This is a genomic window from Kitasatospora brasiliensis, assembly GCF_032654805.1.
Taxonomy (GTDB): domain Bacteria; phylum Actinomycetota; class Actinomycetes; order Streptomycetales; family Streptomycetaceae; genus Kitasatospora; species Kitasatospora brasiliensis.
This window is the reverse complement of record NZ_JAUOOW010000008.1, coordinates 326842-348340: the sequence shown is the minus strand read 5'-3', so window position 1 is coordinate 348340 and position 21499 is coordinate 326842. Positions and strand designations below refer to the sequence as shown.

Annotated in this window: 16 protein-coding genes; 11 read left to right on the top strand and 5 right to left on the bottom strand. The window is 73.6% G+C overall.

Annotated features, from left to right (window positions below; all coding sequences use genetic code 11):
- The first annotated feature begins 3 nt into the window (after positions 1-3).
- On the top strand, positions 4-681 hold the full coding sequence (locus tag QWJ13_RS30220) for a hypothetical protein (RefSeq protein ID WP_316528451.1): 678 nt from the start codon (positions 4-6) through the stop codon (positions 679-681).
- A gap of 12 nt (positions 682-693) precedes the next feature.
- On the opposite strand, the gene QWJ13_RS30215 is transcribed toward QWJ13_RS30220, so the two are convergent.
- Positions 694-1428: an ArsR/SmtB family transcription factor gene (locus QWJ13_RS30215; protein ID WP_316528450.1), complete on the bottom strand. Its 735-nt coding sequence runs from the start codon at positions 1426-1428 to the stop codon at positions 694-696.
- Between the two features lie 67 nt (positions 1429-1495).
- On the opposite strand from QWJ13_RS30215, the gene QWJ13_RS30210 reads away from it, so the two are divergent.
- Positions 1496-2167 carry a flavin reductase family protein gene (locus QWJ13_RS30210; protein WP_316528449.1) on the top strand — a complete coding sequence of 224 codons (672 nt, stop codon included), beginning with the start codon at positions 1496-1498 and terminating at the stop codon, positions 2165-2167.
- A gap of 149 nt (positions 2168-2316) precedes the next feature.
- A complete protein-coding gene (locus QWJ13_RS30205) occupies positions 2317-3753 on the top strand; it encodes an erythromycin esterase family protein (RefSeq protein WP_316528448.1) in 1437 nt (478 codons plus the stop codon).
- A 6-nt stretch (positions 3754-3759) separates the two neighbouring features.
- Here QWJ13_RS30205 and QWJ13_RS30200 read toward each other — a convergent pair whose 3' ends face one another.
- Complete coding sequence (locus tag QWJ13_RS30200) at positions 3760-7356, bottom strand: ATP-binding protein (RefSeq protein ID WP_316528447.1); 3597 nt, start codon at positions 7354-7356, stop codon at positions 3760-3762.
- Positions 7357-7552: 196 nt separating this feature from the next.
- Between QWJ13_RS30200 and QWJ13_RS30195 the strand changes: the two genes are divergently transcribed.
- Positions 7553-8230: a rhomboid-like protein gene (locus QWJ13_RS30195; protein WP_316528485.1), complete on the top strand. Its 678-nt coding sequence runs from the start codon at positions 7553-7555 to the stop codon at positions 8228-8230.
- Between the two features lie 8 nt (positions 8231-8238).
- Positions 8239-9567, top strand: a complete 1329-nt coding sequence (locus QWJ13_RS30190) for a nucleotide disphospho-sugar-binding domain-containing protein (RefSeq protein ID WP_316528446.1) — start codon at positions 8239-8241, stop codon at positions 9565-9567.
- Positions 9568-9665: 98 nt separating this feature from the next.
- Here the strand turns inward: QWJ13_RS30190 and QWJ13_RS30185 are convergent, their stop codons facing one another.
- Both QWJ13_RS30185 and QWJ13_RS30180 read right to left on the bottom strand, forming a co-directional pair.
- Positions 9666-10925 carry a cytochrome P450 family protein gene (locus QWJ13_RS30185; RefSeq protein WP_316528445.1) on the bottom strand — a complete coding sequence of 420 codons (1260 nt, stop codon included), beginning with the start codon at positions 10923-10925 and terminating at the stop codon, positions 9666-9668.
- Positions 10926-11620: 695 nt separating this feature from the next.
- On the bottom strand, positions 11621-11788 hold the full coding sequence (locus tag QWJ13_RS30180; protein WP_316528444.1) for a hypothetical protein: 168 nt from the start codon (positions 11786-11788) through the stop codon (positions 11621-11623).
- Between the two features lie 295 nt (positions 11789-12083).
- Between QWJ13_RS30180 and QWJ13_RS30175 the strand changes: the two genes are divergently transcribed.
- From QWJ13_RS30175 to QWJ13_RS30165, 3 genes are all read left to right on the top strand, one after another.
- On the top strand, positions 12084-12722 hold the full coding sequence (locus tag QWJ13_RS30175) for an ATP-dependent Clp protease proteolytic subunit (RefSeq protein ID WP_432277628.1): 639 nt from the start codon (positions 12084-12086) through the stop codon (positions 12720-12722).
- A gap of 96 nt (positions 12723-12818) precedes the next feature.
- Entirely contained in the window at positions 12819-13457 is a 639-nt protein-coding gene (locus QWJ13_RS30170) for an ATP-dependent Clp protease proteolytic subunit (protein WP_316528442.1), read from the top strand.
- Between the two features lie 177 nt (positions 13458-13634).
- Positions 13635-15266, top strand: coding sequence for a hypothetical protein (locus QWJ13_RS30165; RefSeq protein ID WP_316528441.1), 1632 nt, complete (start codon positions 13635-13637; stop codon positions 15264-15266).
- 27 nt (positions 15267-15293) lie between these two features.
- Here QWJ13_RS30165 and QWJ13_RS30160 read toward each other — a convergent pair whose 3' ends face one another.
- Positions 15294-17096 carry a hydroxysqualene dehydroxylase gene (locus QWJ13_RS30160; RefSeq protein WP_316528440.1) on the bottom strand — a complete coding sequence of 601 codons (1803 nt, stop codon included), beginning with the start codon at positions 17094-17096 and terminating at the stop codon, positions 15294-15296.
- A gap of 379 nt (positions 17097-17475) precedes the next feature.
- Between QWJ13_RS30160 and QWJ13_RS30155 the strand changes: the two genes are divergently transcribed.
- The 3 genes from QWJ13_RS30155 to QWJ13_RS30145 all read left to right on the top strand — a co-directional run bounded on the left by QWJ13_RS30155 (position 17476) and on the right by QWJ13_RS30145 (position 21488).
- Positions 17476-17685 carry a cold-shock protein gene (locus tag QWJ13_RS30155; RefSeq protein WP_316528439.1) on the top strand — a complete coding sequence of 70 codons (210 nt, stop codon included), beginning with the start codon at positions 17476-17478 and terminating at the stop codon, positions 17683-17685.
- 256 nt (positions 17686-17941) lie between these two features.
- Positions 17942-19546, top strand: a complete 1605-nt coding sequence (locus QWJ13_RS30150) for an alpha/beta hydrolase (RefSeq protein WP_316528438.1) — start codon at positions 17942-17944, stop codon at positions 19544-19546.
- Positions 19547-19694: 148 nt separating this feature from the next.
- Positions 19695-21488 carry a hypothetical protein gene (locus QWJ13_RS30145; RefSeq protein WP_316528437.1) on the top strand — a complete coding sequence of 598 codons (1794 nt, stop codon included), beginning with the start codon at positions 19695-19697 and terminating at the stop codon, positions 21486-21488.
- Positions 21489-21499: the final 11 nt, after the last annotated feature.

Below are 21499 nucleotides of genomic sequence, written 5' to 3'. Positions count from 1 at the left end.
GCCGTGACCGAAACGCCCAAGATCTTCCTGACCGGTGCGGCGCACGAGCACCGGACGCTCGTCCCGCTCGACCGGCACCTGCGCGCCCACGGCGTGTGGACCGCGTTCGACACCGAGCGCGAGGTGGTGGACGACATCCTCGCCGAGCCCACCCTCCAGGACCTCGGCGCCTGCGACGCGGCCGTGGTCGTCGACACTCCTTCGGCCGGCGCCGACGAGGTGGTGCGGGCACACATCCGTACGGCGGTCTCCTTCGGAAAACCGGTCTGGCGCTACGAGCCCGGCGCTCCGGGAGCCATCGACCGCCTGCTGGCGAAGTGCTACGGCACCGGCCCGGTCCCCGGTCGGCGCCCGCCCACGCACCTGGCGGTCGTTCCCGGCTCATGGCGCGTCTGCGGTGACGACGACCCCGGCGTGTTCGACCTGGACCTCGGCGCCGATGACACGGTCACGGGCAGGTGCACCGCTTTCGGCGTCACCGGCCGCGTCACCGGCCGCTGGTCCTTCGACGCCGGGCAGGAGGACGTGACCCTCACCCTGGAGGTCACCACCGGCCTCGTCCCCCAGCCCGCCGTCCTGGAGCTGCACGTCATCGGCCACTCCGACGAGGCGATCCTCGCCGAGGAAGCCCACGGCCTGGCGATCCGCCGCGTCTACACCCTCTCCCGACGGTCCTCCTGACCTGGTCCGCGCTCAGCCGCCCGCCCGTTCCCCGGGGCAGATCATCTCGTCGGACAGGCCGAGGTGATCTCGAAGTTCACGTCGACCGATGTCGGTGAGAACGACCGCACGGCCGGTGCCGAGCCGGGTGACCCAGTCGGAATCGAGGGCATGGCGACAGATGGCGGCGCCGACGGCACCGGCCAGATGGGGCCGGCGTTCCGTCCAGTCCAGGCACGAGCGGACCGGCGGTCGGCCCGTGGCGGGCGGCGGCGCGATGCCGAGTTCGCCGAGCCAGACGACTCCGCGGCCGGTGAGCCTCGGCCCGTGTGCCCAGTCGAGCAGCCCACGCGCCGTCATCGCCTCGGTGATGGCGACCCCGAGAGCACCGGCGAGGTGGTCGTAGCAGGTGCGGGCGCGGGCCAGTGCCCGGCCGCGGTTGGCGGCCCGCAAGGAGCGAGGCGGCGCAACGGTTCGAGGAGCCATCGCGGCCAGGCCCTCGACGAGGGCGGCCGTGTCCGGACCGGCGAGGCGCACGTAGCGATGGCGGCCCTGGCGCTCCTGCGCGAGCAAGCCCCCGGCGACCAGGAGGTTCAAGTGCTCGGTGGCGGTGGAGGCGGCCACGCCGACGTGGCGTGCCAGCTCGATCGCGGTCCAGGCCCGACCGTCCAACAGCGCCAGGCAGAAACCCGCCCGGGTGCCGTCGGCCAGCAGCGCGGCGAAGGCGGCCAGGTCAGGGCCTGTGACATGGGCATCGTGACTGTTCATCGCCGTCCATCATCCATCGACGACACTTCGGCGAGCACCGAAGGATCCTCGCCCTACGGTCGAGCCCATGAACACCGCGACATCCAGCAGCGTTTCCGCCGGGACACCGTTCGACCACGTGACGATCACGCCGAGCATCCTGTACTTCGGCACCCCGGTCGTGCTGCTCTCGACCGAGAACGAGAACGGCTCCTTCAACCTGGCACCGATGTCCTCGGCCTGGGCACTCGGCCAGGTGGTCGTGCTCGGCGTGGGCGTCGACGGACAGACCGCGCACAACCTCCGTCACCGCCACGACCTGGTGATCAACCTTCCGGCGCCCGCCCAGTGGCCGGCCGTGGAACGTCTGGCACCGCTGACCGGGCGCACCCCGGTCCCGGCGGGCAAACGCGATGCCTTCCGCTTCGAGCCGGACAAGTTCGCCGCCGCCGGTCTGCGGTCCGAGCCATCGGACACGGTTCGGCCGCCCCGCGTCGCCGAATGCCCGATCCAGTTGGAGGCCCGTGCGGCCCGGGTCCGACCCGATGTCTCCGGGGCGTTCCTCATCGTCGAAGCCCATGTGCTCAAGGTCCACGCCGATCCGCGCATCGTCGTCCCTGGCTCCCAGTACGTCGACCCGGCCGAATGGAGCCCACTGATCTACAACTTCCGCCACTACTTCGGGCTCGGCACGGAACTCGGCCACAGTTTCCGCTCCCAGACCGCCGGTGAGGACAGGGCCGGATCTCGAAGCCGATGAAGAGGGAGGGACCGGGCGCCACGACGTGCCGCCCGGTCCCTCGGGGGTTATCCCCCCCGGGGATTCGGAGGTCTTCCGCAGCGCGCCACCGCGCAGTCGCGGGCCATGCTCGATTCGGCAGTGCGGTAGGCGAATGGGGAGGTCAAGGCATGGCAAGCCGGCACAAGGGCATCGGCCGTCGGACGCTACTGGTCACGGCGGCCGTCGCGACCGGGGCGCTCCTCACCCCCGTCACGGCCCGGGCGACGCCCCGGATGGCCGCGGACACGGGCGTCGTCCGGGCGTTGGACAAGGCGGCGCACCCGTTGCGCTCGACCGAACCCGGCGGCGACACGGCCGACCTGCGCGCCCTGGGGGCGATGGTCGGCGACGCGAAGGTGGTCGGCCTCGGCGAAGCCACCCACGGCTCCCACGAGTTCTTCGCCATGAAGGAGCGGGTCTTCCGCTACCTCGTGGAGGAGAAGGGCTTCACCGCCTTCGCCCTGGAGCTCAGCTGGTCCGCCGGGCTGCGGATCGACGACTACCTCAGGACCGGCGAGGGCGGCGACGCCCGTACCGTCGCCAAGGCGGCGCTGGCCGACTCCCCGTGGAACCGCGAGGAGTTCGTCCACCTCATCGCGTGGATGCGCGACTACAACCTGCGCCACCCCGGCCGTACCGTCCACTTCCTGGGCGACGACATCGGCGCGCCCACGCTCGACGACGCCTTCTTCGCCAGGATCACCGACTACGTGGGGCGGACCGATCCGCGGGCCCTCGCCCGGCTCGACGGGCTCTACACCGGGCTGCGCCCGATCGACGACTACCTGGCGTACCTGGACAAGCCGATCGCGGAGCGCCGGGAGAACGCCGTACGGGCGCGGCAGGCCCTCGAACTGGTCCAGGGCCTGCCGGTCACCGACCCGCGGGCCGCGGCCTGGGCCGAGCAGAACGCCCGCTCCGTCGCCCGGACCGCCGCATTCATGACCGTCGACCCTCACGACGAGGCGACGCTCCCCTCCTTCGAGCGGCTCCGGGACGAGGTGATGGCGCAGAACATCACCTGGTGGCGGCAGCACACCGGCCAGAAGGTGCTGCTCTCCGCCCACGACGACCACGTCGGCCGCGCCGCCGGCAACCCCGGGCTGTACCCCAGGACGCAGGGTGCCTTCCTGAACGACACGATGGGCCGCGACTACCTGCCGATCGGCTCCACCTTCTCCCAGGGGTCGTTCCTGTCGAAGGACACCGCCCTGGGCGGGCCGTGGAAGGAGTTCACCGTGCGGCCGCCCGCGCCGGAGACGAACGAGTACACCCTCGACCAGGTCCGCTACCGGGACTTCTACCTGGACCTCCGCACCGCGCCGGCCGCCGCGAAGTCCTGGCTGGGCGTCACCCGGCCCACCCGCGAGTACGGGACGGAGTACCCGGAGCCGCCAGGGAACGTCGCGCTCGCCCGGTCCTACGACGTGCTCGTCCACCTCCACGAGGTCCGGGCGGCCGAGCCGGCGAGAGGTGCGGGATCGCGGTCGGGTGTGGCGTCACTCGGTGTGCCAGGCCCGGCGTCATCCTGGCCGTCACGCCCGACAGCGGGACGTGGAGCGTGATGAGCTTCAACCCCGTCGTCCGCGGCGTCGGGTACTCCCCGGGCAGCGCAGGCCCCGCTCGGCGTCGGCCTGCCAGTGCGGGCTGTCGATGCGGCGGGCCAGGGCGAGCGCCGTCCGGTAGTGCCGGTCGGCGGCGTCCCGGTCGCCGAGGCGCTCCGCGAGTTCGCCCAGCACCTGGGCCACCGGTACCAGCGGCAGGTTGGCCTCGGCTCCGGCGATGGCGTGCTCGGCGGGCAGCAGTTCCCGGTATCGGGCCTCCAGCCGGGCGTCGGTCTCGACGGCCAGGGCCACCTGGGCGGCCAGGCAGAGCTTGAGCTCCCGGAACACGTCCTCCCGGGTGGCGGGCGCGGCCCGCAGCCGCTCGCGCAGCTCCGCGGGCGAACCGGCTCCGTCCAGCATCAGGGCCCGCAGCACGAACGCCTCGGACTGCTGGGTGTCCAGGCGGTAGTCGGTCTCCAGGGAGGGCAGGTCCGCCGGGGAGTGGTTGCCGATCGCGGTGATCGTGCGGGCCGTCGCCGTCAGGTCCTCGGCGTTGCGCCTGGCCGCCGCGACGCAGTAGGAGCCGCCGGCCCGCAGCCCTGAGGTGATGCCCCAGATGTCGGTGCCCCGCATGGCGTTCGCCATGTGGGCGTACCGTTCCAGGGCGTCCTCGAACCGCCCGGCGACCACCGCCCGCATCGCCTCGAAGCCCCGCAGCAGCAGCTCGGCGATGCGCAGTCGGACCCGGCGGTTGAGCGCGGCGGCGGCGTCCGCGTGGATCCGGGCGGCGTCGAACTCGCCCAGACCGGCGTGGACGTGCATCAGTACGATCCGGCCGTAGACCTCGAAGGCGGCCAACTCGTGGCGGCGGGCCAGCCGGAGCAGTTCGCGTCCGATCCGCAGCCGCTCGGGGGCCGTGCCGAAGTGGTGGAACTCGTGCAGGTAGCGGGCCATCAGGCTGTGGGCGAGCAACACGGGATGGCCCAGGTCGCGGGCGATCCGCTCGGCTTCCCGTGCCGCCGAGTGGCCGCGGCGGCCGTCCGCGCCGGTTTCCCCCTCCAACTCCTGGGCGAGGGCGACGAGCAGCTCGCAGCGGACCGCGCGGTCGGTGTCGGGAAGCTCGGCGAGCAGGGCGTCGATGGTGTCGACCAGCTCCTCGTTGACCGAACCGTAGGGGCGGCTGGGCATCGGCGCCGGGGAGCCCAGCGCACCCACCGCGCGGGCGGTGAGCACGGAGTCGCCGAGGCGTCGGGCGGCCGACACCGTCCGGTCCTGTTCCTGCCGGGCCGCGATCAGGTCGCCGTCCACGGCGAGTGCGCTGATCAGACCGATCTGCAGGGCGACCCGGCCGCGGGCGTCCTCGGTGCCGGACCGGTCGTGGGCGGCCAGCGCGCGCCGCGACAACTCGACGGCCTCGCCGAACGCGGCGCGGGCGGTGGCCGCGTCGGCGGCGGCGCGGATCCAGCGCACCGTCTCCGCCGAGCGGGCCGGGTCGGCGGCCGCGAAGAGGTGGTGGGCGATGGCGTCGGCGTCCTTGGGGCGCAGGCGCAGCAGGGCGTCGGCGGTGGCGCCGTGCCGGCGGGTGCGGCGGGCCAGCGACAGGTCCTCGTAGAGGGTGTCGCGGACCAGGAGGTGGGCGAAGCGGAGCAGGCCGGGCGCGGGTTCGAGCAACAGGCCGGCGGCCACCGCGCGGTCCACGGCTTCCAGTGCGGCCGCCTCGGTCCGGTCGGGGGTGCCCGGCGGGCCCGGGGTGAGGAAGAGGTCCGTCAGGACGTCCACCGGGGCGTCGCGGCCGAGCACGGCGGCGTGGCGCAGCAGGTCGACGGTCTGCGGGGGCAGGCGCAGCACACGGCGGCGGAGCACCTCGCGGATGCCGTCGGGGATGTCGCCGAGCGTGGTCGGCAGGCCGTCGACGGCGAGCATCCGGGCGGTCTCGCGGACGAAGAAGGGGTTGCCGCCGGTGCGCTCCATGACGGCGGCGAGCAGGTCGTCCGGGATGGGCCCGGCGAGGACCCGGCCGAGCATGCGGCGGACGGCCTCGGGCGCCAGGCCGGTGAGCTGGACGCGGGCCGGGTCGGCGGTGGCGAGACGGCCGAGGGTGTCGGTGACCGCTGGTGACGGTTCGTCGGGGCGGTGGGTGAGGACCAGCAGGAGGGGGACCCTGGCGTCGACCAGGTAGCCGAGGATCAGCAGGGTCTCCTGGTCCGCCCGGTGCAGGTCGTCCAGGACCAGGACGAGCGGGCCACGCCGTCGGACGGGCGCGCTGAGCAGGAAGGCGCGTACGGCCTCGTGCCGGCGGAAGCGGGCCCGCGCGGCGTCGCCGGGCGGGCCGGGGCGGGCGGGTTCGTCGGCCGGGGTGGCGGCGAGCAGCGGGGCGATCGGCTCGGGAGGCGCGGTGTCCGGGTCGCAGTGCTCCAGCAGGGTGGTGAGGAGCTGGGTCCAGGGCCAGGCCGGCGGCAGGCCGTCGGTCTCGGGGCACTGGCCCCAGGCGGCGGTCCAGCCCTCGGCGGTGAGATCGTGGACGAACCGCTCGACCAGGGCGGTCTTCCCCGCTCCGGCCTCGCCGGAGACCAGGGCGAGCTGGAGGTGCCGGCCGGTGGCGGCCCGGACGGCCCGGTCGCGGAGCACCGCGAGTTCCTCGGTCCGGCCGACCAGAAGGTCGGCCGGGAGGCCGGTCGGGCCGGTTGTCGGGCCGGTTGACGGGGTGGTGGCCCGGGAGGCCTGGGTGGTCGCCGAGGCCGCTTCGGTCGTCGGTGGGCCTGCCGGGCGGGCCCCGTCCGGCAGGCCAGGGTCCAGGCCAGGGTCCAGGTCCGGGTCCAGGTCCAGGTGCGGGGCCTGGGCCAGGATGTCGGCCGTGAGGCGGCGCAGCCGGGGGCCGGGGTCGACGCCGAGCCGCCGGCCCAGTTCGGTGCGGGCCCGGCGCAGGGCCGCGAGCGCGTCGCCCTGGCGCCCGTCGCGGTAGAGGGCGAGGGCGAGCAGCCGCCAGGCCTCCTCGCGCAGGGGTTCGGCCTCGGTGAAGGCGGCGAGATCGGGGATCGCCTCGGCGGTGCGGCCGAGCGCGAGCAGGGCCTCGCAGCGACGCTCGACGGTGGTGTGGTGGAGTTCGCGAAGGCGGGCGATCTCGGGAGCGGCCCACGGCTGGTCGGCGAACTCCCGGTAGGCCGGGCCCTGCCAGAGCGCGAGTGCCTCGGTGGTGCGGCTCAGCAACCGCTCGGGGCCGGGCCCGTCGGGCTGCTCGACGGCCTGCCGGGCCAGGGACTCGAAGCGGCGCGCGTCCACGGCCTCGGCGGGGATCCGCAGCGCGTAGCCCGGCGCCGCGGAGACCAGCAGCCGGGCAGGGGCGCGGGGCGGGCGTTCCGGTTCGAGCACCCGGCGCAGGTTGGAGACGAGAGTCAGGAGCGAGGCCCGGGCGCCGTCGCCCGCCGGGGCGCCGTCCGGGGAGGGCCACAGGTCGGCGAGCAGCCAGTCGATCGGCACGGTGCGCCCGCGGGCGACGAGCAGCCGGGCGAGGACGGCCCGATGGCGGGGCCCGCGCAGGTCCAGTTCGGCGCCGGCGCGCCGCACGGTGAACCGTTCCAATACCTGGACGGATATCCCCGTCCCCGCCCCCGAGGTTGTGATCACCACGCCCATGGGAGCCGTACGTCGAACAGGCTGTCAAATCCCAGGGGGGGGATGGTCCCGAGGGGTGGTCCGAGTCAACGGCCTCTCAACAGGGCTTTCCCCTCGGTGTTCATCGCGTGATGAGTTCCGCCGCGCAGGCTGGCCGCCGCACCTTTCCGGTGCTCGGACACCCGAAGGGCGAGGACCAGCTGTGACCATGCTCGGCCATCCGGCCACAACCCCGGCGAACCCGGTGCGCCGTCCGGTGCGCCGTCTGGTGCGCAACCCTGCCGCCTGGTACGCCGCCGCGCTGGCCCTGATGTGGCCGGTGCAGGAGCTGCTGTCGCCCGACCGGTTGGAGCGGCTGCGGCAGTGGGCCTCGACCGACCTGGACAATCTGCGTCCGTGGCCGTCCGGCCACCCGGTGGAGGCCCTGGTGGCCTCGGCCTTCGTGCCGCAGGACTCGGCCCCGGTCTGGGGGGTGTTCGCGCTGTCGGCGTTCACCGCCGTCTCCGTGCTGGGTGCCCGCCGCGCGGTCGCGGTGCTGGCGGGCGTCCACGCGGGTGTCACCGTGGCGACCCAGGTCGCGGTCCGGTGGCGCATCGACCACGGCTCGCTGCCCGCCGAGGCGGCGCACGAGCTCGACACCGGCCCGTCCTACCTGGTGGTCGCGGCCATGGCGGTGGCGATCGGCTGCGGCCGTCCGCTCTGGTGGCGGGCGCTCTGGCTGGTGCTGCTGGCCGTGGCCGCGCCCGGTCTGCTGGACGGCATCGAGGAGGGCGCCGTGTCCGCGATCGGGCATCTGCTCTCCTTCGTCGCCGGCCTCGCGGTGGTCTGCGCCCTTCGGTGGCGAGCCCCGTCCCCTGTTGCCTCCACCCTCACTCCAAGGAGCTGAAGACCCCGATGAGCAGGATCCTCGTCGCCGCCACCCCCGTGAACGGCCACACCGGCCCGCTGCTGCGGATAGCCGCCCACCTCGTCGAACTCGGCCATGAGGTGGCCTTCCTCGGCGGCGCGCGCTTCGCCGCGCAGGCCGCCGCCACCGGCGCGGTGTTCCACTCGCTGCCGCCCGAAGCCGACTACGACGACCGGGACTTCGACGCGAGCTTCCCGTCCCGCCGGAGCGTCCCGCCCGGCCCCGCCCAGGTCGCCTGGGACATCATGCACGTCTTCGGCGACCCGCTGCCCTCCCAACTGTTCGCGCTGCACAAGCTGCTGGCCGAATTCCCGGCCACCACCGTGATCCACGACAACCTCTTCCTGGGCGGCGTGGCACTGGCCCTCACCGAGCCGGCCGCCGACCGGCCCACCGTCCTCAGCATCGGCATCTCCCCGCTCGGCGTGCCGAGCCGGGACACCGCCCCGCACCTGCTCGGCCTGCTGCCACCGGTCGACGAGGAGGAGCGCGCCCGGTACGCCGCGTTGGCCGAGAGCCTGGCGGAGAGCACCAGGCCGGTCGCCGACTACCTGGCCGCCGCCTTCTCGATGGCCGGGGCGAGGCTTCCCTCCGGGCCCACCGGCCGGGTCTGGACCGAGGCCGCGGACCACTACCTCCAACTGACCGTCCCGGGCTTCGAGTACCCGCGCAGCGACCTGCCGGCCGGCGTCTCCTTCGTCGGCGCCCTTCCGCTGCGGGCCGACAGCGGCGGGGGGCTGCCCGACTGGTGGCCCGAGCTGTCCCGGGCCCGCGCCGAGGGCCGCCGGATCGTCGTGGTCACCCAGGGCACCTTCGCCAACGCGGATCTCACCGAGCTGATCGCCCCCACCGTACGGGCCCTCGCCGAACGCCGGGACGTCCTGGTGGTGGCCGCCACCGCGCGCCCGGACGGTGCGCGGGTCCTGCGCGGCGCGCTGTCCGACCTGCCCGGACCGCCCGCCAACTCCCTGGCCGCCGACTACGTGCCCTTCGACGCCCTGCTGCCGTTCGCCGACCTGCTGGTCACCAACGGCGGCTACGGCGGCGTCCAGGCGGCACTCGGGCACGGCGTTCCGCTGGTGGTCGCCGGGGAGACGGAGGACAAGCCGGAGGTCGCCGCCCGGGTCGAGTGGAGCGGCACCGGCGTCAATCTGCGCACCGCCCGTCCGAGCGTCGAACAGGTGGGCGAGGCGGTGGACAGGGTGCTGGGCGACCCCCGCTTCCGCGAGCGGGCGAACGTCCTGCGCGCCGAACTGGCCGAGTACGACGCGCTGTCACTGATCTCCGCCCGGGTGGCCGCGCCCGACCGGGGCTGAGCGCGTTCTCCGGCGGCCGTTTCGCGTCGCCCCTGCGGGAGTGGGGATCCCGGTGCGGCCGCGGGTGGGCACGTGTATGCCCGCCCGCGGCGGGCGTGTCACCACCGCACCGGCAGCTCCCGCCTCCCCCGGATCAGCATTCCCGGGAGCCACTCTCCCGGCTCCCCGTCCGCCGCCAGGTCCGGGCAGCGCTCCAGGAGCGTGCGCAGCGCCACCTCGCCTTCGAGGCGGGCGAGCGGGGCGCCCAGGCAGAAGTGGATCCCGTGTCCGAAGGAGAGGTGGCCCCGGGCTTCGGGGCGCCGTACGTCGAAGCGTTCCGGATCGGGGAAGCGCGTCGGGTCGTGGTCCGCGCCGGCCATGGCGATCAGCACGATGGCACCGCGCGGCACCCGTACGCCGCCGACCTCGGTCTCCTCCAGGGCGATGCGCGGCGTGGTGGTCGCCACCGGCCCGTCGTAGCGCAGCGTCTCCTCCACCAGCCCCTCGGCCAGCCCCGCCGGATCGGCCCGTACGGCCGCCAGCTGCTCGGGGTGCGCGAGGAGCGCGCGCACCGCGTTGCCGATCGTGTTGACCGTCGTCTCGTGCCCGGCGACGAGCAGCAGGAAGGCCAGCGAGACCAGCTCGTCCTCGGTGAGCCGGTCGCCGCCCTCGTCGACCGTGTGGACGAGGGCGCTGAGCAGGTCCTCTCCGGGGCTCTCGCGCTTGGCGGCGATGAGCCCGCTGAGGTACGGCATGATCTGCTCGTACGCCTCCTTCTCGGCCTCGGGGCTGGTGGGCGCGAGGGTCTCGTTGGACCAGGCGTGGAAGGAGGCGCGGTCCAGGCCGGGGACGCCGAGCAGTTCGGCGATGACGATCATGGGGAGCGGGGAGGCGAAGGCCTCGATGAGGTCGGCGCTGCGCGCTCCGTCCGCCGTCATGCGGTCCAGCAGCTCGTCGGTGATCTCCTGGACGCGGCCCCGCATCCCCTCGACCCGCCGGGCCGTGAACTCCCCCGCCACCAGCTTCCGTAGCCGGGTGTGGTGGGGCGGGTCGCTCATCAGCATGTTGGAGTTGCCGAGCATGTTCAGGGCGTACGGCGGGCTCCAGCCGTCCTGCCGCCACTCGCGATGCCAGTCCCGGCTGAGCTGCGGGGCGGTGAAGGCCTCGCGCGCGGCCTCGTAGCCGACGACGAGCCACACCACGCCCCTGTCGGGCGTCACCACCTGGTGCACCGGGCCGCGCTCGCGCAGCCGCGCGAAGGCGGTGTACGGGTCGGCGGTGAAGTCGGGGCTGAGCGAGGCGAGCACCTCGATCCCGCCGGGGCTGTCGGTTCTGTCGGGTATCGCGGGACAGACGGCGGCTTTATCGGTCTCGGTCAACGACGGAATTCCCTTCCCTCAGGCCCGGGTTACCGGCCCCCGAGCACGGCCGCTCACTCGGCGACGCCGAAGTGGGCGTGAGGCTTCGCCTCGCCGCGGCCGTTCGTATAGTTGGTTTCTCTGGCCACAGATGCAACACCAACTCCGGTGATCACACAAGGTGTTCAGGGTTCTCGGGTCCGCACCGGTGGCGCGAATCATGCGCCGCGCGACCGCCGAATCCCTGGCCAACGCGGCCCAATGGTTAGTATGTGGTCGAACGAAGGCGCGCCCAATGGCTTGAAGTAGCCTGATGGAAACTCCGACATCCGGCACCACTACTCCACTCGAACATCGCGAGGGGGCGGCCGGCGATTCGCAAGGACTTCCAAGAGCCGTCTCATGTGGCGTTCGGCCGGCCTGGGGCGTGATTGTCCCTCGTGGGGGTTGATCCGTCGCGGAGGCCGGTTCCCGACGGACGCAGGCCCTGGCGATCTCGGCCGCGGACGCGCAGGGCGGCCGGGCGCTCAAGCCGCTGGTCCTGGAGATCCCCGATCCGCTCCCGTCGGCGACCGCTTCGCCGCCTTCCTCGGACTCGCGGCCGCCCTGACCTGCTTCAAGAAGCCGGCAGGGATGGCCATGTGAGACGCGCTCCGGGTGGGCGTTTTGGCATCTTCAATCCCATACACGGCTATAGTCGCGCCGCTTTGGTGACGTCAGGCCGAGCGGTCGGCATCGGTATCGACCCGCACGAGTCCTCCCGCGCCGCCGTCGAGGGCGCCGGCGGACTCGGTCGATCGCGGGCCCGGCGGCTTGCGGCCGGCGGGGGAGTGGGTGGTCGGCGCGCCCTCGACGTCGTCCGCTCGGACCCGGCGGAGAGGCAACCGCACATCCTCACTGCCGGCCCTGGACCAGCCCGCCGGCCCGAACGCCCCCGGAGATCGAAAGCCGCGAGATGGCACGAGGTTTGGGCAGATACCCGCCGCTCGCGGAACTAACCCTTTTCTCCGGCATGTTGGGCGACCTTGCGCTGTCAGCGAACGATTGAAGAGCGCATCATGCCCCTCATGGGACCGTGTTACGGTCATTCAGAAGGCTTAGACAGACGGCCAGTTCATCGCGGCGGTGGGAATTGCGCGTGATGATCTCAACTGGCTGCGAGATCTGCGAGGGGGTCCGATGGAATTTCGTCAGGGAACCGGTCAGGATGCGATTCGTCCCCAGGCAAGCGGCGGTTCGAGCATGAGCATGGGCGACCAGGTGTTCAGCAAGCTCCTGAACGACCGCATCGTCTTCCTCGGCCAGGAAGTCGACGACGACATCGCCAACAAGATCACGGCGCAGCTGCTGATGCTGGCGGCCGCCTCCGATGAGGACATCTACCTCTACATCAACTCGCCGGGCGGATCGGTGACCGCCGGCATGGCGGTCTACGACACGATGCACCACATCAAGAACGATGTCGTGACCATCGCCATGGGATTCTGCGCCTCGATGGGACAGTTCCTGCTGACCGCCGGCGCCAAGGGCAAGCGCTACGCGCTGCCGCACACGAAGATCCTCATGCACCAGCCCTCCGCCGGCCTCGCAGGCTCCGCCAGTGACGTGCGGATCTACGCCGAGCAGCTGCTCCGCACCAAGCGGGAGGTGGCGGAGCTGATCGCCCTGCACTCCGGCCAGGACGTCGAGAAGATCACCAAGGACTCCGACCGCGACCGCTGGTTCACCGCGCAGGAGGCCAAGGAGTACGGCCTGATCGACGAGGTGATGCTCAGCGCGTCCGAACTCCCGGGCGTCAGCGGCGTGATCGGCGTCTGAGCACGCCGCCGACGGGGGTCGTCCCCAAGGGGCGACCCCCCCCCGATCTTGAGAAGCACTGCCCTGTCGAGATCGAACTTCCGGAAGGTCACCGCCATGTCAACGGCAGCCCAAGGCCGCTACATCGTGCCCCGGTTCACGGAACGCACCTCGCAGGGGATCCGTGAGTACGACCCCTACAGCAAGCTGTTCGAAGAACGCATCGTGCTCATCGGCTGCGCGGTGGACGACACCGCCGCCAACGACATCATGGCGCAGCTGCTGTGCCTGGAGGCATCGGATCCGGACCGGGACATCTCGCTCTACATCAACTCGCCCGGTGGGTCGCTGACGGCCCTCACCGCGGTGTACGACACCATGCAGTTCATCAAGCCCGACATCCAGACCGTCTGCATCGGGCAGGCGCTCTCCGTCGCGGCGGTCATCCTCGCGGGCGGCGCCAAGGGCAAGCGGATCGCCCTGCCGCACTCCCGGATCCTGCTCCAGCAGCCGCACTCGGAGGGCAGGCGCGGTCAGATCTCCGACCTCGAAGTCGAGGCTCGCGACCTGATCCGGATGCGCGAGCGCATGGAGAGCCTGCTGTCCCGGCACTCCAACCGGGACATCGGGCAGATCCGCGAGGACATCGAGCGCGACAAGGTGCTCACCGCCCAGGAGGCGCTGGAGTTCGGCCTGGTGGACCACATCGTCGCTCCCCGGGACATCCACCCCCAGCGCGGTCCGCGCATCCACTGAGGCTCCCACTGGCTGGGGCACGCCGGCTCGACGACGGCGGAACCGACCGGCTGATCGCAGCGCTGCCGGTACGGCGGCCGGATTCACGATGTACTCCGAACCCCCTGCTCCGGTAGGCTCCGGCCAGATTTTGAACGAGTTCAGGGATATGGGGGGCCGGTGTACCGTCACCGCGTCATGATCTCCGCCGCCGTCGTCGCGGCCGTCGTGGGCCTGGTGCCCGCCGTGGCACAGGCGGCCGGCCCGTCCGCCGCCGGGGCCTCGCCGACCACCGGGGCCGGTTCGGCGCCGGCGCCGGCGGCGGTCGAGCAGGCCGCCAAGGACGCCCTCGCGAAGGACCGCGCCGCCAAGGCCGGGGCGCGGGCCGGGGCGCCGAAGGCGGTGGCCGGGCCCGGTGCCGCGCCGCAGGACCCGTACTTCGAGCTGGCGATGGGCTCGACGGCCTTCTACGGCCACGGCGTCGACATCGCGGTCAGTGTCGCGACCGACCTGACCGAGGGCCGGATCGTCTACGACATCGACTGGGGCGACGGCAGGATCCTCCAGAGCACGGGCGACGTCACACAGGACAGGCTCTTCGAGCACCTGTTCGCCGAGGTCGGCTCGCACCGGATCACCATCACGGCGACCGAGCAGACCAGCAAGCGGACCGCCACCATCGTCCGGGACGTCCTGGTGAACGGCTCCGAGTTCGTCCCGCGGACACCGGCCCGGCTGCTGGACACCCGCGACGGGACGGGGGCCCCGGCCGCGAAGGCCGTCGCCCCGTACGCCACGACCCGGGTGAGGATCGCGGGCAGCGCCGGCATCCCGGCCGGGGTGACGGCGGTGGCGCTGAACCTCACCGTGACCGACGCGACGGACGCCGGGCACCTCATCGCGTACGCCTCCGGTACGCCGCAGCCGACCACCTCGAACGTCAACTTCACGGCGGGACAGAGCGTGCCGACCCTGGCGATCGTGCCGGTCGGCGCGGACGGGTACGTCGAGCTGGCCAACCGCAGCGGCGGCACGGTGGACCTGATCGCGGACGTGACCGGCTACTTCACCCAGTCCGCGGCCAACGGCTACACCTCCGTGAAGCCGTCCAGGATCGCCGACACCCGGGACGGTCGGGGCACCGCGCGGGGGCAGGTCGCCGGCCAGAGCACCTTCGCCGTACAGGTCGCGGGCCAGGGCGGGGTTCCGGCCCAGGGCGTCGCGGCCGTGGCGCTCAACGTCACCGTGACCGACCCGAAGGGCCCCGGCCACCTCACCGTGTTCCCGAGCGGCGGGCAGGCACCGTCCACGTCCAACCTGAACTTCACCACCGGCCAGACGGTCGCCAACGCGGTGATCGTGCCGGTCGGTCCGGACGGCCGGATCAGCCTCCGCAACGGCGCCTGGGCCGGAACGGACGTGATCGTCGACGTCACCGGCTACTACAGCGCCGACAGCGAGGCCGCCTACCTGCCGGAGAACCCCAAGCGCGCGTACGACTCCCGGCTCTGGGGGCCGCTGGCCGGCCAGCAGTACAAGAGCCTGGGGATGTGGCAGCCGGGCCGGCGCCTGGAGGCGGTCGTCCTGAACACGACGGTGACCGACACCCAGGGCAGCGGGCACCTGTCGGTCGCTCCGGACCCGCTCGACTCGGCCACCGTCACGCCGACGCCGCCGGACTCCTCCGTCCTGAACTGGACCAAGGGCGCCACCGTCTCGAACCTGGTCCAGGCGGACATCTTCCTCACCACCGGCATCGACGTCTGGAACCGGGGCTGGGAGCCGATCGACCTGATCGTCGACCGGGTCGGTGCGTACGACAGGAACTGACGCCCGGTCGCCGGCGGCGGCCCCGGGTCAGCCGAGGTCGAAGGTGTTCGGCAGGCCGAGGCGGTAGCGGGCCTCGTCGACCAGCTTGAGCGGCTCCAGCTCCGGGGGCCGGAAGAGGCCCCAGACGCGGCAGCGTTCCGCGGTCGAGCCGTCGGCGTCCAGCAGGGCGTTGACGGCGCGGCGCGCGGACTCGTTGGCGCCCTCCATGGTGGCCAGGTCGACCTCGGTGCGGACGTAGTCGCCGGCCAGGAAGAAGTTGCCGACCGCGGTCGTGGCGGAGGGGCGGTTGTAGAGCGTGCCGGCGGGGTGGATCAGCAGCTGCTCGCGGTTGGCCGGCGTCGGGCCGCCGAGTCCGGTGACGGCCGGGTCGAGGAACCAGGAGTGCACGTCCGCCTCCGACGGCCAGGCGGCGCCCGGCCGGTCGAGGGCCAGCCGGCACTGCGCCCAGACCTCGCGGGCCACCTCCTCGCGGGTGCACTCCTTGGCCGTCCGGCCGTAGAGGACGCCAGGCCGGTCCCACTCCGAGACGCAGACCGAGAGGCAGTCGCGTACGGTGCCGTCGCCGTAGGCGGCCGGGAAGTCCCGGTCCCAGAACTGCGCCTGGTGGACGGTGGTGAGCGACCAGGGGGAGTCCAGGCAGACGGCGTGGCCGTGCACCAGGCGCATCGGGCGGCGCAGGTAGAACTGGATGCCCGTCATCCAGTCCGTGCGGATCGCGTCGCAGCGGGCCAGCTGGGGGTCGGCGGCGCGCAGGGCCGGGCCCCAGGTGGTGCGGGCGTGTTCGACCGGCAGGGCGCTGAGGTAGTAGTCGGCCCGTACCGTCTCGGGGGCGCCGCCGCCGGCCGGTGCCACCCGGACACCGGTGATCCGGCCCCCGTCGTACAGCACCTCCCGGACCTCGGTGCCGGTGCGGAACTCGACGCCCAGCGAGGACAGGTGCTCTGCCCACGGGTCGATCCAGGCCTCGCTGGTGGGGCCGTCGAGCACCCGGTCGGGCTGTCCGTCGACGCCGCGGCCGAGCAGCCCGTTCAGCAGGAAGGCCTCGATGATCGTGCGGGCCACGGTGCGGGTGCTGGCCTGTTCGGCCTTGGTCGCGGCCAGGTCCCGGGTCAGGCCGACCCCGAGGAAGCGCCGGTAGTCGTGGGACATCCGACCGGCCCCGATGAACTCCCACCACGGCACCCGCTCCCACTGCTGCTCGCGGCGCAGGTCGCAGCTGGTCAGGTGGACCAGGACCCGGTCGACGAAGTAGGCCAGCTCGTCGGCGGGCAGGTGCAGCACCTCGTCCAGCGCGCCGACCAGGGTCCGCCGCAGGGCGTCCGGGGCGAGGTCGCCCAGGTCGAGCGGGCGGGTGAGGGTCCGGAACGGGAGCAGCAGGCCCGGGCGCGGGGCGTCGTAGGCCAGCAGCGCCTGGGTGGCGTCGCGCAGGTTGTCGTGGACGCCGCCGGGCCGGCCGGCGCAGGGGATGCGGCGCAGGGTGTCCGGCAGGTTGCGGTAGAAGCCGGGGAAGAACCGGAAGCCGTGCTCGCCGGGCAGCGCCCGCCGGCCGCCGCTCGCGCTGCCCGGCACGTCCATGCTCCGGGCCTTGCCGCCGAGCGCCGCGTAGTACTCGTACACCGCCACCCGGTAGCCGCGCTCGGCCAGTTCGTGCGCGGCGCTCAGGCCGGAGACCCCGCCGCCGAGGACCGCCACCGTACGCCCGGTGCCGCCCCGGGCGGTGGCGTTCGCGGCGGCCGCGGGCCCGACCGTCAGGGCCCCGCCCAGCGCCGCGGCGCGGGCCAGGAACTGGCGCCGAGTGCCGCCTTCTCGCACTCCCGCTGCCGACCCCACGATGCGCGCACCTCCGGCTCCCTGCCCACCCCGAGCGGGTGAGACCCCGGGGTGTGCAACGAGCGCGGTCGGCACCGGTCACCCGCCGTCGGTGTCGGACGGCGGCCGGTACGCGGCGTTCGGCGCGGCCGGCCCCGCCCGCTCGACCGGATTCCGCGGAGCCGCCGACCTGGTAGAAGATGCCCCCGCGAAAGTTACCGTTTCGCGTCGGAGCCTGATACGGTCGTAGAAGTTGCAGTTTTGGTTCCCATGAACTCTGTGTGCGCCTGCTGGTTTCCAGCGCAGGCGCATTTCTTTTCTGAGGTCCCGGCGGGTCATCAGTGCGGCGACGGATAGCCCGCGCAGTGCGGGTTATAGCGCCTTCGAAGGAGATTTTCCTATGGCTTTCGGTACCGTGAAGTGGTTCAACGGCGAAAAGGGCTTCGGCTTCATCCAGCAGGAGGACGGCGGCCCGGACGTCTTCGCCCACTACTCGAACATCAACGCCTCGGGTTTCCGTGAGCTGATCGAGGGCCAGAAGGTCGAGTTCGACGTCACCCAGGGCCAGAAGGGCCTTCAGGCGGAGAACATCCGCCCCGTCGCTCTCTGATAACTCCTGCCGCGCGACTCCTTTCGATTCGCCAGGCAAAACGGGGCCCGTACCGCGCAGGCGGTACGGGCCCCGTTCTTTGTCCAGGGCCATTCGTCCGGACGGGGAACCATGGTGCGCAGCCCGGCCGACGGGGCCGGAGGGGTCGCTGTCGGCAGCGTGCCGGTGGCCGGACAGCGATGTGTCGGTGTGCTGACAGCGCTCGTCGGAAGACTCGGGACCGCTCGAACAGGAGACCGAACGAGAGGGCCGCCCCGTGCCCCGTACCCGCCTCACCGCCACCCTCCGGGTCGCGGCCGCCGCCCTTGTGCTGGCCGGTCTGACCCCCGCCGCAGCCATGGCCTCCCCGGCCGGACCTTTCCCGGCCGGACCTTCCTCCGCCCTGCCTTCCCCGGCCGTGCCGAGACCGGACTGGAAGCAGCCCTGTACGGCCGCCGGCTTCGAGTGCGACACCGTCGACGTGCCACTCGACTACCGCGAGCCGCGCGGGCCGTCGATCCACCTGTCCGTCGTCCGCCGCCCCGCCACCGACCGGGCGCACCGGATCGGCACGCTGTTCTTCAACCCGGGCGGCCCGGCCGTCTCCGGCACCGCGGCCCTGCCCGCCGTGTACGGGCTGTTCCCTGAGCGGGTGCGCGAGCGGTTCGACATCGTCAGCTTCGACCCGCGCGGCGTCGGCGCCTCCACCACCCTGCACTGCTTCCCCGACCAGACCGCCGAGCAGAACCTGCTCGACCGGCTCCCGGCGGGCTTCCCGGTCGGCGCGGAGCAGCAGGCGCTCTGGACCGACACCTACGCGCGCTTCGGCCGCCAGTGCGCGGACAGCGACACGGCGGGCCTGGCGGCCCACCTGTCCACCGCGGACGTCGCCCGCGACCTGGACGTGCTGCGCCAGGCCGTCGGCGACGAGCGGCTCAGCTACCTGGGCACCTCGTACGGGACGCTGCTGGGCGCCACCTACGCCAACCTGTTCCCCCGGCGGGTGCGCGCGATGGTCCTGGACAGCGCCCTCGACCCCGTCGCCTGGTCCACCGGCCGCGGGCCGGCGGACCGCGCCCTGCCCCCGTTCCTGCGCACCGGCAGCGACCTCGCCTCGGCCCGCACGCTCGACGCCTTCCTCGACCGCTGCGGCGCGGCCGGCCCTGCGGCCTGCGCCTTCTCGGCGGGCGGCGCCGAGGCGACCCGCGCCAAGTACGCCCGGCTCCTGGACCGGCTGCGCGAAGGGCCGGTCACGGTCGATTCCGCGCAAGGGGCGGTGGCGTACGACTACGCGTCCGCCGCCTCCACCGCGGCCACGATGCTGTACGCGGCGTCGCCGGTCCCGGGTGTCCCCGGCACGGGCTGGGCGGCCCTGGGCGGCTGGCTGCAGCAGCTGTGGACCGCCCCCGGCACGCCGTCGGCCCTGCCGCCGACCGGCGGACCGCGGGGACAGGCGCAGGTCCTCGGCGTGCTGTGCGCCGACGCCGCCTCGCCCACCGGGGCCGACTACGGGGCGCTGGCCGACCGCGCCGAAGCACGGTCCGGAGCCGTCGGCCCGTTCTGGGTGTGGCAGACGCAGCGCTGCGCCTCCTGGCCGTCCGAAGCCGCCCGGGACCGCTACGACGGCCCCTGGGACCGCCCCACCGCCGCACCCGTCCTCGTCGTCGCCGACACCGGCGACCCGGCCTGGCCCTACGAGGGCTCCCGCGCCATGGCCGACTCCCTCGCCCGCGGCCGCCTCCTGACCGTCGCCGGCTACGGCCACACCGTCCTCGGCAACCCCAGCGCCTGCGCCGCCGCCCACGAGGAGCGCTACCTGCTCGACGGCGAACTCCCGCCGCGGGGCACGGTCTGCGCACCGGACCACCAGCCGTTCGAGTAGCGGGGCACGGAGTGGAGGCGCAGTCAGGGCCGTCAGGGCCGTCGGAGGCCGTCAGGGGCCGTCAGGGGCCGGAAAACCCTTCGACAGCGGGCCGGCCGAGCTGGCAGGCTCCCCCCATGACCTACGGAATCGAGTCCCACTTCACCCGGTGAGCGCCCGGGACGAGCGCGGCGCGCTCACTCCTTCGGCCGCTCTGTACGACTACGCCCGGCAGCGGACGCGTGAGTCCGCTGACGGCCTCCCGCCCTCGCGCGGCTACGCCCTGCCCCGGAAGGCCGCGCCGGGCGGGGAGCCGCTTTCCTGGGACGCGGCCAAGCCGGCCCTACGGGAAGCACTGACCCCGCTGCCGGACGACCCCGTCACCCTGCTCCGCCGCTTCGAGCGGCTCGGGGTCAGGGACCGCCACCAGCACCTGGTCGCGCCCGTCGTCGCCGGGCTGCCGCTGCCCGACGAGCGGGCGGATGCGGCCCGGGCACTGGGGCGGCGGCTGATCCGGGAGGGGACGACCGCGGCCACCGTCATCGCGGGCATCGCCCTGCTCGGCCGCGTCGGCGGGCCGGAGGACGTCCCGTACCTTCGCGTCCTCGGCCTGCTCCAGGGCCTCACCGGCCCGGCGGTCGGCGCGCTCGAAGCGCTCGACCCCCGGACCGCCGCCGTCGTGTGGCTCGCGGTGCACGCCCGCCGTGACGGGCTCGAACCGCTTGTGCGCGCCCTGTGGGCGGGTGACCGGCCGGCCGTGCGGCGGGAGCTGGTCTCCGCGCCGTCTCCTGTCGGCGGCGACGTCGCCCGTCGGATCGCGGAGGCCACCCGGCTGGCCGACCTGCTCGACCACTCCCGCGACACCGACCTGCTCGCCCGTGCGGGCACGCTGCTCGTCCGGATGGGGAGCTCACCGGACGGCCCGGCCGACCTTCTCGGCTACCGGGACGCGCCGCGCGCCTACGCGACCGTGGTCGGTCGGGCCGCCCAGCTGCCGCCCACCCTCGACCACGCCGCCATGCTGCTCTCGCTCGCCCTGGACCTGGGCAGCGGCACCGGCGTGCTGCTGGACTGGCCACCCGGGCGGCGCGCGGCACTGCTGGCATCGCTCGGGGCGCTGCTGGCCGAGCCCAGGTGGGTGGCGGCAGGTGCCGGCGCCGACGGGCGGCGGGCCGACTGGATCCGCCGCACCGGACGCCGGCCGTTCCGGCCGCGGCCCGCCGCGTTCCGCATCGAGGTGGTGGCCGGCGACCCGGCGGACAAGGCACCCGTCGAGACCAGGGTGCTCATCGACGGCCGTCCGGTCGTCCCGGCCGCCTTCGCTCGCGGGCCCGCCGCCCAGCCCGACGACCTGCTGGACGGGGGCGGGCTGCGGGCCGGGCCCGAGCCCCGTGAGGTGCGACTCGCCACCGCCTCCTGCGCGGAGGGGTGCTGCGGGGCGCTCTACGTCACCATCCGGCGCGACGGGGACCAGGTGGTGTGGGAGAACTGGCGCCAGACCATGCCCGGCTCCCGCGGAGCCGTACCCGAGCTGCCCGCCCACCGCTTCGACGCCCGCGCCTACGACGCGGAGGTCGCCAGGGCGGAGGGCGACTGCTCCTGGTCCTGGCGGGCCCGCACCGTCGCCCGCCTGATCAAGGCCGGGTTGATCGGGCGGCCGGACCTGCTGAGCCGGTGGGACGCCAGCCGAGGCTGGATCAGCAGCGACTTCGACGACCCCGACACCGCCGTGGTCACCTTCTCCTACGCTCCGGGGCCGCCGGCGCCCGGCCGACCGGAACGGGACGGCATCCCGCTCCAGTTCCGCTGGGACATTCCGGACGACGGCAGCCCGCCCGAGGCCCAGGCGGCCGCCGCGCTGCGACGGCTGGCCGAGGAGGACCCGAAGTCCTACGGGCGGGTGTGCGGCGGCAGCCGCGAGCGCGCCGAGGAACTCGGATACCCCTGGCCGTACGGCGGCTGACCGGCCGTCGT

Coding starts and splice junctions, on each gene's coding strand:
- QWJ13_RS30215 (WP_316528450.1), bottom strand. CDS start 1,428: ATGAACAGTCACGATGCCCATGTCACAGGCCCTGACCTGGCCGCCTTC.
- QWJ13_RS30210 (WP_316528449.1), top strand. CDS start 1,496: ATGAACACCGCGACATCCAGCAGCGTTTCCGCCGGGACACCGTTCGAC.
- QWJ13_RS30205 (WP_316528448.1), top strand. CDS start 2,317: ATGGCAAGCCGGCACAAGGGCATCGGCCGTCGGACGCTACTGGTCACG.
- QWJ13_RS30195 (WP_316528485.1), top strand. CDS start 7,553: ATGCTCGGCCATCCGGCCACAACCCCGGCGAACCCGGTGCGCCGTCCG.
- QWJ13_RS30190 (WP_316528446.1), top strand. CDS start 8,239: ATGAGCAGGATCCTCGTCGCCGCCACCCCCGTGAACGGCCACACCGGC.
- QWJ13_RS30175 (WP_432277628.1), top strand. CDS start 12,084: ATGGAATTTCGTCAGGGAACCGGTCAGGATGCGATTCGTCCCCAGGCA.
- QWJ13_RS30170 (WP_316528442.1), top strand. CDS start 12,819: ATGTCAACGGCAGCCCAAGGCCGCTACATCGTGCCCCGGTTCACGGAA.
- QWJ13_RS30165 (WP_316528441.1), top strand. CDS start 13,635: ATGATCTCCGCCGCCGTCGTCGCGGCCGTCGTGGGCCTGGTGCCCGCC.
- QWJ13_RS30155 (WP_316528439.1), top strand. CDS start 17,476: ATGGCTTTCGGTACCGTGAAGTGGTTCAACGGCGAAAAGGGCTTCGGC.